The 15,339-nt window shown below is 61.2% G+C and carries 15 protein-coding genes; 2 read left to right on the top strand and 13 right to left on the bottom strand.

All coding sequences use genetic code 11. The features are described 5' to 3' along the window. Position 1: 1 nt before the first annotated feature. Both AC3WTO_RS19735 and AC3WTO_RS19730 read right to left on the bottom strand, forming a co-directional pair. Positions 2-1,162, bottom strand: a complete 1,161-nt coding sequence (locus AC3WTO_RS19735) for a patatin-like phospholipase family protein (protein WP_492462593.1) — start codon at positions 1,160-1,162, stop codon at positions 2-4. A gap of 29 nt (positions 1,163-1,191) precedes the next feature. After that, on the bottom strand, positions 1,192-1,935 hold the full coding sequence (locus AC3WTO_RS19730) for an acetoacetate decarboxylase (protein ID WP_492462592.1): 744 nt from the start codon (positions 1,933-1,935) through the stop codon (positions 1,192-1,194). Positions 1,936-2,135: 200 nt separating this feature from the next. Between AC3WTO_RS19730 and AC3WTO_RS19725 the strand changes: the two genes are divergently transcribed. Next, the gene (locus tag AC3WTO_RS19725; RefSeq protein WP_492462591.1) at positions 2,136-2,924 is read left to right on the top strand and encodes a 3-hydroxybutyrate dehydrogenase; all 789 of its coding nucleotides are present in this window, start codon (positions 2,136-2,138) and stop codon (positions 2,922-2,924) included. Positions 2,925-2,996: 72 nt separating this feature from the next. Here AC3WTO_RS19725 and AC3WTO_RS19720 read toward each other — a convergent pair whose 3' ends face one another. The 7 genes from AC3WTO_RS19720 to AC3WTO_RS19690 all read right to left on the bottom strand — a co-directional run bounded on the left by AC3WTO_RS19720 (position 2,997) and on the right by AC3WTO_RS19690 (position 9,763). After that, complete coding sequence (locus AC3WTO_RS19720) at positions 2,997-3,935, bottom strand: helix-turn-helix domain-containing protein (protein ID WP_492462590.1); 939 nt, start codon at positions 3,933-3,935, stop codon at positions 2,997-2,999. A gap of 78 nt (positions 3,936-4,013) precedes the next feature. Further along, positions 4,014-5,003: a LacI family DNA-binding transcriptional regulator gene (locus AC3WTO_RS19715; RefSeq protein ID WP_492462589.1), complete on the bottom strand. Its 990-nt coding sequence runs from the start codon at positions 5,001-5,003 to the stop codon at positions 4,014-4,016. 140 nt (positions 5,004-5,143) lie between these two features. Next, positions 5,144-6,142, bottom strand: a complete 999-nt coding sequence (locus tag AC3WTO_RS19710) for an ABC transporter permease (RefSeq protein ID WP_492462588.1) — start codon at positions 6,140-6,142, stop codon at positions 5,144-5,146. Continuing rightward, on the bottom strand, positions 6,129-7,697 hold the full coding sequence (locus tag AC3WTO_RS19705; protein WP_492462587.1) for a sugar ABC transporter ATP-binding protein: 1,569 nt from the start codon (positions 7,695-7,697) through the stop codon (positions 6,129-6,131). Before AC3WTO_RS19705 ends, AC3WTO_RS19710 begins: the two co-directional genes overlap by 14 nt. Before the next feature lie 59 nt (positions 7,698-7,756). After that, positions 7,757-8,692 (bottom strand): sugar ABC transporter substrate-binding protein, encoded by a 936-nt coding sequence (locus tag AC3WTO_RS19700; protein WP_492462586.1) that lies wholly within the window; start codon positions 8,690-8,692, stop codon positions 7,757-7,759. Between the two features lie 210 nt (positions 8,693-8,902). Then, on the bottom strand, positions 8,903-9,370 hold the full coding sequence (locus AC3WTO_RS19695) for an SRPBCC family protein (RefSeq protein WP_492462585.1): 468 nt from the start codon (positions 9,368-9,370) through the stop codon (positions 8,903-8,905). A gap of 54 nt (positions 9,371-9,424) precedes the next feature. Beyond that, positions 9,425-9,763 carry an ArsR/SmtB family transcription factor gene (locus AC3WTO_RS19690; RefSeq protein ID WP_492462584.1) on the bottom strand — a complete coding sequence of 113 codons (339 nt, stop codon included), beginning with the start codon at positions 9,761-9,763 and terminating at the stop codon, positions 9,425-9,427. 330 nt (positions 9,764-10,093) lie between these two features. Here AC3WTO_RS19690 and AC3WTO_RS19685 point away from each other — a divergent pair, with 330 nt between their 5' ends. After that, positions 10,094-11,053 carry an FkbM family methyltransferase gene (locus tag AC3WTO_RS19685; RefSeq protein WP_492462583.1) on the top strand — a complete coding sequence of 320 codons (960 nt, stop codon included), beginning with the start codon at positions 10,094-10,096 and terminating at the stop codon, positions 11,051-11,053. Positions 11,054-11,094: 41 nt separating this feature from the next. Here AC3WTO_RS19685 and AC3WTO_RS19680 read toward each other — a convergent pair whose 3' ends face one another. The 4 genes from AC3WTO_RS19680 to AC3WTO_RS19665 form a co-directional block, all read right to left on the bottom strand. Continuing rightward, on the bottom strand, positions 11,095-12,180 hold the full coding sequence (locus AC3WTO_RS19680; RefSeq protein ID WP_492462582.1) for an extracellular solute-binding protein: 1,086 nt from the start codon (positions 12,178-12,180) through the stop codon (positions 11,095-11,097). A gap of 107 nt (positions 12,181-12,287) precedes the next feature. Continuing rightward, positions 12,288-13,178 (bottom strand): N-carbamoylputrescine amidase, encoded by an 891-nt coding sequence (gene aguB, locus AC3WTO_RS19675; RefSeq protein ID WP_492462581.1) that lies wholly within the window; start codon positions 13,176-13,178, stop codon positions 12,288-12,290. An 8-nt stretch (positions 13,179-13,186) separates the two neighbouring features. Next, positions 13,187-14,227 (bottom strand): agmatine deiminase family protein, encoded by a 1,041-nt coding sequence (locus tag AC3WTO_RS19670; protein ID WP_492462580.1) that lies wholly within the window; start codon positions 14,225-14,227, stop codon positions 13,187-13,189. A 68-nt stretch (positions 14,228-14,295) separates the two neighbouring features. Then, complete coding sequence (locus tag AC3WTO_RS19665) at positions 14,296-15,318, bottom strand: agmatine deiminase family protein (protein ID WP_492462579.1); 1,023 nt, start codon at positions 15,316-15,318, stop codon at positions 14,296-14,298. Positions 15,319-15,339: the final 21 nt, after the last annotated feature.

The following is a 15,339-nucleotide window of genomic DNA, read 5'->3' as shown; positions in this document are numbered from 1 at the left end:
CTCAGGTCGGATCCTCACGATGCAGGTCGTGGATGGCGACGCCTTCGACGTTCGTCGGCGGAGTCAGCCACTGATGGTGGCGCAGCGTACGCTGCGTATCCTCGAGTCCCATGTCCCAGTGTTCGCGCATCGAGGTGCCGGAGAACTCGTAATCCTTGGCGTGGCCCTCATAGCCCTTGTGCTGGTAGATGAGGTGAATGATGTTGACGATGCCGGCGTCGGAATAGTCAGCGATCAGCGTCTCTTCCTCGGGCGTCCGCATTTCTGCCGGCACGCGCTTCAGCGCGTCGAGAAGCTGCATCTTCAGCCCATGGATGCGCTTGAAATTGTCGGTGTTCTGGCGTGTGCGGCTGGAATACATGATGTCCTTGTGACGCGACAGCACGTCCGGCATGCCGCGCGGCAGCATTCCGCGGGCGCTGAACAGGTCGACCTGGAAGACCAGTGAACTGCGATCCTCTTCCTGATCGAGCAGGTACTGCAGCGGCGTGTTCGAAACGATGCCGCCGTCCCAATAATATTCACCCTCGATACGGATCGCGGGAAAGGCCGGAGGCAACGCACCCGAGGCCATGATGTGTTCCGGTCCGATTCGGACCTTGTCGGTGTCGAAATAGACGAAGTTGCCGGTGCGTACGTTGACGGCTCCGACACTCAGGCGCTTGCGGCCATCGTTGAGCACGTCGAAATCGATCAGTCGCTCAAGTGTGTCCTTCAATTCCGCCGTGTCATAGAAGCTGGTAGCGCCCTCGGCACCTGTCTGTTCCAGCCAGGGGTTAGGGAAGCGTGGTTTGAAGAAACCTGGCTGTCCCATCGTCATCGTCATCCACGAGCTGGTGCGATTGCGGATGTCGCGATAGATATCGCCTTCAGGTGTGTAGGCCCAGATCTTGCGGCCGGAGATCGTCTGCCAGAATTGCTCCAGCCTTTGCAGGCGGCGGCTCGGCTCGTTGCCGGCGATGATCGAGGCATTGATGGCGCCGATCGAAACCCCGGAGAGCCAGGTCGGTTCGCAGCCGGCGTCGGACAGTGCCTGGTAAACGCCAGCCTGATAGGCCCCAAGCGCACCGCCACCCTGCAGTACGAGCGCGACGCGGTCGTATTGCGAGGCGATTTCCTGGATGGTGGCGATGTTCGCCTTCGTTCTGTAGCGGTCCAGCACGGTCAACTCCGGCACATGATTAAGAAGGGTCAGCCGGCGAGATAGTCGTGGACGACTTCGCCAAGGCCGAGGGTGAGGTCGGCAGTGAAGTGCAACGCCGAAACGACTTCGAGCACCGGCAGGCGCGCTACATCGGCCATGACATGAGGGCGAAGATCCAGCGCGGCGGGGGCCGTCCAGGCTTCTTTGAGCGTGATGTCGGTCAGGTGATAGCGCACGAGTTCGCAGATGCGCGGCGTGCCGTCGACATGCGGAATGATCTTGACCAGGAAGTTCGGCGCGGTCAGTGCGGCCATCACCTGGTCACGGTCGGCTTCGCGGTGCTTGTATCCCATCGTGCCGGTGGCACAGAGCACCGAGCCGTAATGCAGCGTGCCGACAACGACTTCGCCTTCGTTGACGATCTTGGGACTGGCCAGCTTCTTTGGGAAACCCCATAGCTCGCGGCCGCCAGCGATCGGCGCGTCGTCGTCCAGATACATGGAATGGACGTAGACACCGTGCTGGCCTTTGAAGCGCACGGGGATGACCTGGCCACTTTCGGTGTAATCGCCAAAGCCGGTGGAGTCCGGCATACGGATGAATTCGTACTTCACCAGCGGTTCGCCATCGATCTCCAGCGGCGCCGGCACCACTGCTTCCAACGCTTCGCGCGTGGTGCGGTAAGTGATGATGACATATTCGCGGTCGAAGAAACGATAGGGGCCGGGTGGAAAAGAGGGATTGGTCAGCGGCATGGCATAGGCGCGCTTCACGACGTCGGCGATTTCCAAGCTGTCACCTCGGGACTGGGATGTCACATCAGAAATAACGCCTGTCATGTTGCATGGCAGCATGACGGGTTTGTGTCGGGTCGATGAACGATTTCAGCTGTTTGTCGGTTCCGAGATGAAATCGACACATGTTTGTGATGGAAACTTGCTGCAATGCACCTAGTTAGAATGTCACCTCAACTGCCAGCCGAGAGATCGCCATGGGCTCCCTGACTTCAAAGAATGCGCTCGTCACCGGTTCAACCAGCGGCATCGGCCTGGCCATTGCCAGGGCTTTCGCCGCCGAAGGCGCCAACGTCACCATCAACGGGCTGGGCGATCCTGCCGAGATCGAGAAGGAGCGCGTGGCGATCGAAGCGGATTTCGGCGTCCAGTGCCGCTATTCCGGCGCCAACATGCTGAAGGGGGAGGAAGTGACTGCCATGGTGCAGGAGGCCGAGAAAGCCTTCGGCAGCGTCGATATCCTCGTCAACAATGCCGGAATCCAGTTCGTCGCGCCGATCGAGGAATTCCCCGACGACAAGTGGGAAGCGATCATCCGCATCAACCTGCTTGCTGCCTTCTACGCGATCAAGGCTGCCTTGCCCGGCATGAAGGCACGCAAATGGGGCCGTATCATCAACACGGCTTCCGCCCATGCGCTGGTCGCTTCCCCCTTCAAGTCTGCCTATGTCTCGGCCAAGCATGGCATCGCCGGTCTCACCAAGACGGTGGCGCTCGAAGCTGCTCAGGACGGCGTGACCGTCAACGCGATCGCCCCGGGCTATGTCTGGACGCCACTGGTCGAGAAGCAGATCCCGGACACGATGAAGGCGCGCAACATGACCGAGGAGCAGGTCAAGCATGATGTGTTGCTTGCTGCGCAGCCAACCAAGGAATTCGTGACGGTGGAAGAGATCGCAGCGCTCTCGGTCTTTCTCTGCTCGGATGCCGCAAAGCAGATCACCGGCACGACGCTGCCAGTCGATGGCGGCTGGACGGCGCAGTAAACTATCGCCCAATGGATGGTTTACCCGGCACGAGCCATTCGGCGCGCGCCGGGATAAGCCCGGAACCGTCGATCAGTGCTCTGCAGAACCCAGCAGCGGTGTCATTGCCTCGTTGATCCACTGCCATTCATTTCCGGGCTTCTGGCCAGGTTCCTCTCCGCGCAGAACGGCAAGCAGTTCCTGGTAGCGGGCCGAACGGGTATGATGCTTGCGGTATTGGCCAAGGTGCCAGTCAAGGAAGGCACGATCGGGCTCGCGACGCATCGCTTGCGCCGATTTCTGCAACCACTGACGCGCGATGGCGGCACCGGCCGAGGAAAGAGGCTCCTTCCCTTCAGCGATTGCGACCCTGACCTTGGCAAGGGTCGCATTTGTCGCTTCGGCGTAGGCTTCCGGATCGAATTCGCCGTTCCACATGGTGGAGGTGTCGGCCTGCATTTCCGCCAGGAGGCTCTCGTCGGCAAACATTGCCGTGATCTCGTTCCAGGCGTCGATCTGTGAGGGTGTCGGGTCGTCCGGCAATTGCGGCATGGAAGCGTCGATCATCTGCCGCTTCCAGTCTTCGCCCATGTCGGCGTGTACGGCCACCTTGTCGTAGTACCGCTCCATCATGGTTCGCATCTGCGTCTGGGACAGAATTGTCATCGTCCAAAGTCTCCTCAAGTCGGTTTCGGTCGGTTGGTCGATCTTGAGCGTGGTGCGCAGCACGGCGGCGATCCGGCGTCGGGAAGCGATCTCGGCCTCGAGTGTTTCGAGCCGCATCGCCAGGACATCTTTCAGCGAAAGACGCCGGGACAGGATCTTGCGGATGGTGGCAAGGCTGATGCCGGCTTCGCGCAAGGCTCGGATCAAATCGAGGCGGGCGACATCGGCATCCGAATAAATCCGGTAGTTGCTGGAGGTCCGGGTCGTCGGTGGCAGCAATCCCTTGTCCGAATAGAAACGGACCCGCCGCACCGAGATGCCGCTCAGCCGCGAAAGGTCGCCGATCGTGTGCATTTTTTCGCTCATGCAACCGTCCTACCGCCTCCACCAAGTGGAGGGTCAAGCGCACCCACCACGCTTTTTTCTGGATGGGCCCTGGGCAGGTTAAGCGACCGTTTCCCGAGCTGCCGCCGTGGAGTTGCGCACGACAAGCACGCCGGAAAGCAAATCGTCGTTCCCGGCAGCAGCCCCGCTACCACCGATCGCCGCGGCGACGGCGCGTTTGGCGATCTCTTCCACGGGCTGGCCGATGGTGGTGAGCCTGGGCGTTATCAGAGCGGCAAGCGGGATGTCGTCGAAGCCGATGACGGACAGTTCATCGGGCACCTTGATGCCGAGATCGTCGGCCGCGCGCAAAAGGCCGATCGCCTGCTGGTCATTGGCTGTCGCGATCGCGGTCGGCCGTAGTTCCGGCGCGCGGTCGAGCAATCTGCGCCCGAGTGCTTCGCCAGAAACATAGTCGAAATGACCTTCGGCAATCTCCGGCTTTATGCCGGCGGCTTCCAGGTGGTCGATGAAACCGGCGCGACGGGCCCGCGAAACAGGCGCATCGGCTGGACCGGCGATGTATGCGATGCGGCGGTGGCCGAGCCCGATCAGGTGGTCTGCCGCAACTGCAGCACCGCCATGGTGATCAACGGACAGCAGGCCGTGGCCCGCCAGCCGACGGTCGACGACGACGGTGGCAATGTCGCCCTTCCAGCCGCGTGATAGCCCGGACTGGATCGGCACCACGATCAGGCCGGTAGGCCGGCTCTTCAGCAGACTGTCGATTTGCGCCACTTCGATTTCGGGATCGTCGTTGGTGATGGACAGAAGGACCGAAAGACCGGAACGGAAGGCAATGGCTTCGACATGCTTGGCGAGTTCGGCAAAGAACGGATTGGTGATGTCGGGGATGACCAGGCCGATCATGTCGGTGCGGCGGCGGCGCAGGCCGCGCGCGACATGGTTCGGCTTGAAGTCGAGTTCGCGGATGGTCGCTTCGACCTTTTCGCGCAGCGCTGCGCCGACGGTCTCGTTCTTGGCCAGCACGCGCGACACGGTTCCAATCGAAACCCCCGCCTGCCGGGCGACGTCCTTGATGTTGATCACGCTGTTTCCACCCGCCTGTTGCAGCGATTGTGCCGCTTTAGAGCGCCGCGCGTCCTATCGGACGCGCAAAGGTCGCTCTAACATTTTGACCTGGCGCATGATCCTTTCCGAAAATCGATTCCGATTCTCGGGGTCATGCGCTAGGCTTTCGTTAGCCTTTCGCGATATTTGTCAAGGATGACGGCGAGGATGATGACGAAGCCGGTGATCATCTGCCGCATGAAATCGCTGAGGCCAAGCAGGATAAGACCGTTGGCCAATACGCCGATGATGCAGGCGCCGAGTAAGGTGCCGATGATCGAGCCGCGACCGCCGCTCAGGCTGGTGCCGCCAATGATGACGGCAGCGATGGCGTTGAGTTCGAAGCCGATGCCGATGATCGGGCTCGCGATGTTGAGGCGCGCCATGTAGATGATGGCGCCGATGCCGACCGCCGCACCGCAGATGGTGAAAGCCGCCACCTTATAGAAGAACACGTTGTGGCCGGCGAGCCGGGTCGCTTCTTCATTGTTGCCGATGCCATAGAGCACTCGCCCGAACACCGTGCGGCTCAGCACGAACCAGCCGATCGCCACGAGCAGCAGCGCGATCAGGAAGAGCACCGGCACGCCGTAGATCGTCTGCGAGCCGAAAGCGTTGAACGCGGCCGGAAACGAATAGATGGTCGAGGCGCCTGTGACCTGCAGTGCTGCGCCGCGGGCGATGTTCAGCGTTCCGAGCGTGACGATGAAGGAGGGGATGCCCCACCAGGCGCTGACAAGGCCATTGAGCAGTCCGAACAAGATGCCGGCCGCAACCGCACTCATCGTTGCCAGAATGACGGCAACTGACGGATCGAGGCCCGGCAGCGTCATCACCGTGCCGGCGACGACGGCGGCGAAGGCCAGAACCGAGCCGACCGACAGGTCGATGCCACCGATCAGGATGACGAAGGTCATGCCGATCGAGAGCACCAGATTGATCGTCACCTGGGTCAGGATGTTGGTGACATTCGATGAGGTCAGAAAGTGCTGGGTCGTCAGCGAAAAAACAACGATCAGCACGATCAGCGCGATGCCGATGCCTGCCTCCCGCAGCACGGTCTTGGCCGTGGTGCCGAGCGAGCCGTTGGGGGCGTTGTTGAATTCAGTGGCGTCCATGGTCGTTCTCGTCCTTGTAGGCGAGGGAAAGGATGCGCTCTTCGGAGAAGTCCTCGTGTGCGACCTCACCGGCGATACGGTGTTTCGACATCACCAGGATGCGGTCGCAGAGCGTGATCAGTTCAGGCAGTTCCGACGATACAACAAGCAAAGCCAGGCCTTTGTCGGCGAGACCGCGCAGCAGCGCGTAGATCTCCGCTTTGGCGCCGACGTCGACGCCGCGCGTCGGCTCGTCAAGCAACAGGATCTTCGGATCGTTGGCCAGCCATTTGGCCAGGACCACTTTCTGCTGATTGCCGCCTGATAGCGTCGAAGCCGGATCGGCGGTCTTGCCGTATTTCAGCTTGATCTCCTTGCCGAGATTTTCCGTCAGTCTCGCCTCGGCATCCGCATCGAGCAGGCCCGCATGCGAGATCTTGCCGAGATTGGCCAGGCTGACATTGGCGGCGATCGACATGGCCAGGATCAGGCCTTCTTCCTTACGGTCTTCCGTCAGGAAACCGATACCGTCGCGGATCGCCGCCTTGGGGCTGGTGTAGCGACGCTCCTGGCCGTCACGTTCCAACGTGCCGGACAATGGCAGATCGGCGGCGAAGATCGCGCGCAGCAGTTCGGTGCGACCGGCGCCGACCAGTCCGGCAATGCCAAGGATTTCGCCATAACGCAGGTCGAGTGAAACGCCGTCGGCATGCGGCGAAGCCGGGGGACGAAAGTTCTTCAGCGACAATGCGATGCGGCTGGTGGCGTCAAAGTTGCGGGTTTCGGCCATCTGGGCGGCAAGCTGGCGACCGACCATCGAAGCGACCAGCTTCTCCTGCGTGGTGTCGGCGATGTCGGCGGTCATGACGGATTCACCGTTGCGCAGCACCGTGACGCGATCGCAATTGGCAAAGACCTCGTTGAGATGATGCGAGACGAATACGATGGCGACGCCCTTGGCGCGCAGGCCGTCGATGATCGAAAAAAGGCGTTCGGTCTCGCGCGCGGTCAATGTCGCGGTTGGCTCATCCAGGATCAGGATGCGGCTCTCGCCCATCAGCGCGCGCGCGATTTCGACCAGCTGGCGATGCGCGACGCCAAGCGTTTCGACCGGACGGCGGACATCGATGTCGTCGAGGCCGATGCGGGCGAGTGCCTGACGGGCCTTGGCGTAGACAGCGCTATAGTCGACGATGCCGAAGCGTTTGCGCGGAATGTCTTCGAAACAGATGTTTTCCGCCACCGACAGGTAGGGCAGCAGATTGAATTCCTGGTGCACGACCTGGATGCCATGCGCCTTGGCATCGGCCGGGGAATGAGGCTCGTAAGGTACCCCGTCCAGGACGATGTTGCCGTCGTCCCGCTTGACGATGCCGCACAGGATTTTGATGAGCGTCGATTTTCCGGCACCGTTCTCGCCGACAAGCGCGTGCACCTCGCCGGGGCGCAGCGAGAACGAGACGCCGTTGAGTGCGACGACGCCGCCAAAGCGCTTGCGCACATCGGATAGCTCCAGCACGGGACGCGTATCAGCAGAGGCTGCCTGGGCGGCAGCGCTTTGTACGGGATTTGCCATGGGTTTTCCGCCTTCTGTTGCCGCGCCTTGTCGAGAGGCGCGGCAACAGGTCGAGGAGGTTACTTCACGTCGTCCGACGTGACGAGCTTGATGTCGGTCTTGACCCAGCCTTTGAGCGGCGCACCGCCCTTGACGACGCCGAGCGCCTTGTCGATCGCGTCGGCTGCCATCTGCTGGCCGAACTGGTCGACGGTCGCCAGCATCTTCTTTTCCTTCAGCAGCGGCTGCACTGCCGGGATGTTATCGAAACCGACGACTTCGATCTGACCGGTCTTGCCGGCAGCCTCGATTGCCTTGACGACGCCGACTGCCATGGAGTCGTTGGCGGCCATCACACCCTTGATGTCGGGATTGGCAGTCAGCATGTTGGCGAAGACCGAGTTGGCTTCTTCGGTTTCCCAATGGGCGGTGCGGGAATCAAGCAGGCTGAGCTTGCCGTCCTTGATCGCGTCCTCGAAGCCGAGCTTGCGCTGCGCGGCATTGTCGGCACCGGGATTGCCTTCGATGATGACGACCTTGGCGCCTTCGCCGAGCTTCTTTGCGAGCGCGTCACCGGCCATCTTGGCGCCAGCGCGGTTGTCGGGGCCGACGAAAGCGAGCTCGACACCCGCTTCCTGCTTGGCCTTTTCGTCCAGCGCGACGTCGAAATTGACCACGACGATGCCTGCCTCCATGGCGCGCTTCAGCGGCGGCACCAGCGCGCGGGAATCCGCCGGCGCAACGACGATAGCGTCGACCTTTTCCGTAATGAAGCTCTCGACGGCGTTGATCTGGGTCTCGATGTCGGTTTCGGACTGCATGCCGACAGCCTTCAGCGTGTAGTCGCCGCGCTTGGCTTCATGCGCCTTGGCGCCTTCCAGCATGTTCTTGAAGAATTCGTTGGCGAGCGATTTCATGACCAGGCCGACAACAGGTTTGTCGGCGGCGAAGCTGACAGCGGGCACGCTTAGCGAAGCCGCCAGGATGCCGGCGGCGATAATCTTTCCGAACTTCATTCTTTCCTCCACGATTTGTCATCGCGCTCTTTCCTCCCGAACGCGATGAAACGTTTCATCGCAGACTTTCGACAAGCCTGTCAAGGATGTCTGGATGGGCAGGATCTGTGGTTGTTCTGCCAGGGCGGATTCTGTGGCCGGGGGGAAATGGTCCCGTAAATGAAAAACCGCCGGCAGGATGCCGGCGGTTTTCGATTTGCCCGCTGACGGTCAGGCCGAAAGCAGAGCGTTCAAACGATCCCAGCTTTCGACAGCTCCTGACTCGGCGCCCGACTGCACCATGCCGTCACGCGCTTCGACAGATTGAAACACGGATTGCGCGACGACCTTCGTCTTGCCGCCGACTTCCTCGAAGGTGACGGTTTCGAGCAAGACGTGGCCGGGCATGCCTTCGAATTCAAAGGTGCGCACAATCCGGGACGGGGCGGTGATTTCGTGGTGTACGCCATGGAAGCCATATTCGTTGCCCGCCTTGTCGCGCTGCACGAAGCGCCAGACGCCACCTTGCCTTGGCTCTAATTTGTCGATCGTCGTGGTCAGCCAGCTTGGACCCCACCAGTTCGGGATGGCCTTGGGATCGGTGTACACGGCAAAGACCTGCTCGCGTGGCGCGTCGAAGGTGCGCGCCATGACGATCTCGTATTTTCCCGTTTCGGCGGTAAAGGTGGTCCTGGACATGAAAGCTACTCCATTTCTCAATAAAAACAGTCGGTTGTTTCGACGGGCAGGGGGTTAGTTCTTGCTGGCTTTGCCGGCCGCTGCGATATCGCTCAGAAAGGCGTCGAGCCGGTCGAAGCTCTCTTCCCAGTGCGTGCGATAGTTCCAGACCCAGTCTGCGACCTCCTTCAGGGCCTTTGCTTCGAGGTGGCAGTGCCGTCGCTGTGCCTCGCGGGTCTGGGAGACGAGAGATGCCTCCTGCAGCACCTTGAGGTGTTTGGAGACGGTGGGAAGACGAAGGTCGAAGGGTTCGGCCAGTTCGTTGACCGTGGCGTCGCCCTCGGCCAGCCGCATCAGGATGGCGCGACGGGTCGGGTCAGCAAGCGCATGGAAGGTGAGGCTGAGCTGGTCCATTATTTTTCCGATCGGCTAATTAGCTAATCGGTAAAATAAGAAAGAAGCCACTTTTGTCAAGCTGAATGCGCCGATGACACGGAGGAAATTACTTTATCGTTTTATTCCAGCGAGTTGCTGCGCCTATCGGGTTTCCATGAGTGGGGCCGTCGATGGGATATCGCTGCCGTCCGGCCCGTAGCTTGCCGGTAAGGTTAATGATTGGTTTCCATGCAGAGGTGCGGCAAACGTGATGTATGGGCGGCGGGATAAAGTCCCGTTCGGGGAAAACGATCTTGGGGTATGCTGGTGGCATCGTATTTGGAGACGATCTCGGATATTGAACCGCGCATGTTGAAGCCCTTGGCCAAGGACATTGTCATCGATGCGCGCAGCGGCCGCGTAGAGGGCGCGAGCCTGCATGAGGCCGTGGCCCTGTGGACCTTGCGGCTGGCCATGCGGGTTCTGCTGCCCTTGCGCCAGTTCGGCTTTTCCTATGTGGCCCGCGCCGTTCGCACCTTGCTGCCGAGCAAACGGCCGATGGTCTTCACATTGACTCCCGGCTCGTCGATGCGCGTTCCCTATTGCGATCCCTACTGGTCGATCCTGCTTCTGCCGGACTACTCCTATGAGCGGTCGATGATGGTGCTCCTGGCAGCGTCACGCGACGTTGCTCATGGTTTCATCGACGGGGGCGCGAATTATGGCTACTGGTCCATCCGGGCGAGCGGCCCGGAAGCCGGTAACAAGCCGGTCGTAGCAATCGAAGCGGCAGCCGACACATTCCGCGTGCTGGAAGACAATCGCCTGCTCAACGGTGGCCGCTACATCGCCTTGAACCGGGCGATCGGCGCGGTCAGTGGCGAGCATGTACGCATTTTCGGTTCCAAGCATGAAGCCCGCACCACCGTCGATCCCGCTGACGGTTCGCCACCCATCCTGGAATGCGATACGATCAGCCTCGACGATCTCGCTGCCCTGCCGCTGTTCGCCGGACTCGATAAATTCATCGTCAAGCTCGACGTCGAGGGCGTGGAGATCGCCGCGTTTTCCGGCGCCACACGATTGCTAAACGGCGATACCGTCTTCGTCTACGAGGATCACGGTTCCGATCTCGACCACGCCACCACGCGCCATGCGCTCGATGTTTTGAAGCTGCGCGTGTTCTGGCTGGGGCATGGCCGGCGCCGCGAAATCACGGCGCCGGAACAGCTGGCGGATATCAAGAAATCGCGGCGTTTCGGCTACGACATCATCGCGACGCGCAGCGCGTTCTGGATCGAACGGCTGGAAAAGCTGATTGGCGAATAAGATACCGGGCCGGTGCAATGTCCGGCCCGGCATTCGATTGTTCACTCCAGGCCCTTGGCCCGGTTCCAGGCCTTCGACCACATTTTCAGCGCTTTCTGGTCGAGCGCTTTCGGCAGATGGAAGCGTTTCTGCGCATCCTGCGAAGGATAAAGATCCGGGTCGGTGCGCAGCTTTTCGTCGAGCAGCGCGAGTGCTGCCTTGTTCGCTGTCGCAAAGCCGGTGTCCCTGGCGGCCGAAGCCGCAATCTCGGGCCGCATCACGAAATTGATGAAGGCGTGGGCGGCCTCCGGATGTGGCGCGTCGCTGGGCACTGCCAGCACGTCGGCCCACATCAGATTGCCTTCCTTCGACAGCCGGTAGGTGATCGAGAACGGCCGCTTCGCCTCTTTGGCACGGATATCGGCAATGTGCATATCGCCGGAGAAGCCGAGTGCAACACAGGCATCGCCCTCTGCCAGATCGTTGATGTAGCTTGAACTGTGGAACTTGCGCACATAGGGGCGGACCCTGGTGACGACGTCTACGGCCTTTTGCACTTCTTCGGGATTGGTGGTGTCCGGGTCGAGGCCGAGATAGATCAGCGCAAGGCCCAGAACCTGTTCGGCATCATCGAGCATGGTGACGCCGCAGGAGGCGAACTTGCTGACGACTTCTGGGTCGAACAGCATGCGCAAGGAGTCGACCGGTGCGTCGGGCATCAAGGCTTTGATCTTGTCGATGTTGTAGCCGACACCGGTTGTTCCCCACATCCAGGGCACGCCATGCGCGCCATCCTTGTCGATCTCGTCAACACGCGCGACCACTGCCGGGTCGAGATTTTCCAGGTTGGAAAGCCGGTTCTTATCGAGGGGAGCCCATACGCCCACGGGCAATTCACGCTGCAGGTGTGGTGACAGGTTGATGGTGATGGCGTCGTAACCGGAGCCGCCGGTGAGGATCTTGGTCTCGACCATGTCGTTGGAATCGAACAGATCGTAGGTGACCTTGATGCCGGTTTCCTTCTCGAACTTCGAGATGGTGTCGGGGCCGAAATAGGATTCCCACGAATAGAGGTGCAGCACCTTTTCCTCGGCCAGAGCCGAGGTCGCAAAAAGGCATGCCGCGGCAAGCGCGAGCCAGCGTTTCATCATTTCCTCCCTTGGTGTACCCCGGATCGTTGCCGGAGCCCTTCAATCAGAGCATCGCGTGATGTCTTGTGGATGCTCCGATAGTCTTCAATGCCCGGGCTACGCCACTAGGCAGCATTCTGGGTGAGCAGGCGCTTCGGTGTCGGTTCCAGCAGCGTGTGGTAGAGATCGGGACGCCGGTCGCGAAAAACGCCCCAGCTGCTGCGGGCAGCCGCGATCTCGTCGAGATCGAGAGTGGCCGTGATCACGCTGTCGGAAACGCGATCGGCCTCGGCCAGCTTGGCGCCGGTGTGGTCGGTGATGAAGGACGACCCGTAGAACACAACCTCGTTCGTCTCACCTTTTTCGATGCCGATCCGGTTGGCGGCAATAACCGGAGTGAGATTGGCGCCGGCATGCCCCTGCATGACGCGCTGCCAATGGTCCCGTGAGTCCCAGCCGGGGTAAGAAGGTTCCGAGCCAATGGCGGTGGGGTAGATCAATACCTCGGCCCCCATCAGCACCATGGCGCGGGCCGCCTCAGGGAACCATTGGTCCCAGCAGACGCCGGCGCCAATCTTGCCGGCGGCGGTTTCGAAGACCCTGAAGCCGGTGTCGCCACCGGCGAAGTAGAGTTTTTCGGAATAGCCGGGGCTGTCTGGAATGTGGCTCTTGCGATAGTGACCGAGCACCTTGCCGTCGGCGTCGATCATCACCAGCGTGTTGAACAATCTCGAACCATCGCGCTCGAACAGGGATACGGGCAGGATAGTGCCTGTTTCACGCGCCAAGGCAGCCATGCGCGCGACGGTCGGATGACCGTCGAGTGGACGGGCACGGATATTGTGGCGTTTATCTTCGTCCATGCAGAAATAGACGCCTTCGAACAATTCCTGCAGCACGACGAGTTGTGCGCCGCGTCTGGATGCTTCGCGGACATAGCGCTCGAGCTTGTCGAGATTGGCCTCGACATCGTCAGTGCAGGAAATCTGGACGGCGGCCGCAATCAGCTGACGCATGGTTCACCTTATCGGGGTTGTTGTTGTGTGACGCAGTGGATGCCGCCGCCATTCTCGTAGATGCGGTCCATGTCGAGCTGCACGATGCGGCGGTCCGGATGCAACCGGCCGAGCGTTTCCTTGGCCAGGGCATCGGCTTTCCTGTCGCCGAACTGCGGCGTGTAGAGCGCGCCGTTGCCGACATAGTAGTTGGCATAGCTGGTCAGGAAGTCGTCGCTGCTGGAGCGCGCGTTCGTGGCGGAGGGAACGGAGACCACCTCGAAATCGCGTCCGCGGGCGTCTTTGGTCCTGGCCAAGATGGCGAGCGCCTCCTCGTGAGCCCGGCCCCATTCGGACGTGTCGCCTGGCCAACTGCTGGCGACGAGCAGCCCGGGTTTCACAAAGCGGAGCGAGCCATCGATATGGCCATCGGTGATGTCCTGGCCGCGGACGCCAGGAACCCAGATCACTGCCTCGACCCCGAGGATTGCCTTGAGGTACTGCTCGATGTCCGTCCGGCTGAGGCCGGGATTGCGATTGTCGTTGACCCAGCAGCTCTCGGTGAGCAGCAAGGTGCCGTCGCCGTCATATTCGATGCCGCCGCCTTCGCCTCGGACCGGGGAGACGCGGCGCTCGGCCCCGACATGGCTGGCGACATGGGATGCGATCACAGCGTCATGCGCATGCGCCTGCTTGTCGCCCCAGCCGTTGAAGCGGAAGTCGACTGCAGCGATGGCCCCGTTCGAGGCGCGCACGAATACCGGTCCGGAATCGCGCATCCACATGTCGTCGGTGGCGATATCGACAAGTTCAACTTTCGGGCCGCAGAGCTCGCCGGCGATGGCGTGATGTTCTGCGGCGACTGCCATGGCCACCGGCTCATGCTCGGCAATCGCAGCGGCCAATCGGCCCAGTGTTTCTTGGACGCTTTCGTAGTAGGCGCCAGGTCCGCCGTAGAGGGAGGTCGTACTCGGCCAGGCCATCCAGGTCTTAGCATGCGGCTCGGCCTCGGATGGCGCAGTAACTTTCCAACTTGCTGCGCTCGCCGGTTTGATTGCGATCTCAGGCATGAGCGCCAATCCTGCTGTGGCCATGACGACGTGTCGACGTGTCCATGATGTCCTCTTTCGGCAGTCCATTACAGTGGCTGTTCCTGCGTGATGCAGTGGATGGCGCCTCCGGCTGGGACGACGGCTCCAACATCGACGGTGACGATGCGTCGATCGGGAAAGGCGCGCGCGACAGCCGCCATGGCCTCTTCGCCGGACGGACGGCCAAAGGTCGGCATGACGATGCCTCCGTTCGTGATGGCAAAATTGATGTAGGAGCGTGCGAACACGTCGCTGGTCGCCTGGACATCATAGGCTTCGGGAATGGGGATGACCTCGAAGCTGCGCCCACGCGCGTCGGTCTGGCCGCGCAAGGCTGCGAGGTTGTCGGCGAGGATACGCCCGTGCAAGTCAGACGGATCGGGATTGTATTCGAACATCACCACACCAGGGCGCACGAAGCAGCACATGCCGTCGATATGGCCATCCGTTTCAAGGTCCAGCGGATCGCCAGGCAGCCAAATCACTTTTTCGAGGCCGAGCATGCGGACGAGTTCCTTCTCTACCCATGCCTTCGACAGGCCCGGATTGCGGTTGGAATGCAGCAGGCTTGTTTCGGTGGCGATCAGCGTTCCTTCGCCGTCGGTGGTCAACGAGCCGCCTTCGCAATGGAGGAAAGAGCGAACGGCAAGTGCATCCTCACGAGCAAGGATGCGCTCGGCCAGGGCATTGTCCTGGTCGTAGGGTTCGTGCTTGCGGCCCCAGGCGTTGAAGCGCCAGGACACACCGGCAAGGCTGTCATCGGCGAGTTTCAGGAAGGTCGGGCCGGAATCGCGGATCCAGCAATCGTCGATCGGGATTTCGACAATGGTGATGCCGTTTCCAAGCGCGGCCCGCGCACCGAGCACATGATCGGGGTGAGTCACCATACTGACCGGCTCAAACTGGGCGATGGCATGAGCGACGGCGACATAGGCCTGCTGCATGGCAGGCAAGGTGGCGCCATACATGTCCTGACGGTGAGGCCACGCCATCCACGTCTTCGCATGAGGTTCGAACTCGGCGGGCCGACGAAATTTCAACTGCGAGGCCGGCCACTCGAGGGCATTCATGAAAACTCTCCATTCATGTGC

The sequence above is a fragment of the Mesorhizobium sp. EU05-FHT14A09 genome, assembly GCF_058790995.1.
This window is presented reverse-complemented; position numbering and strand designations above follow the sequence as displayed.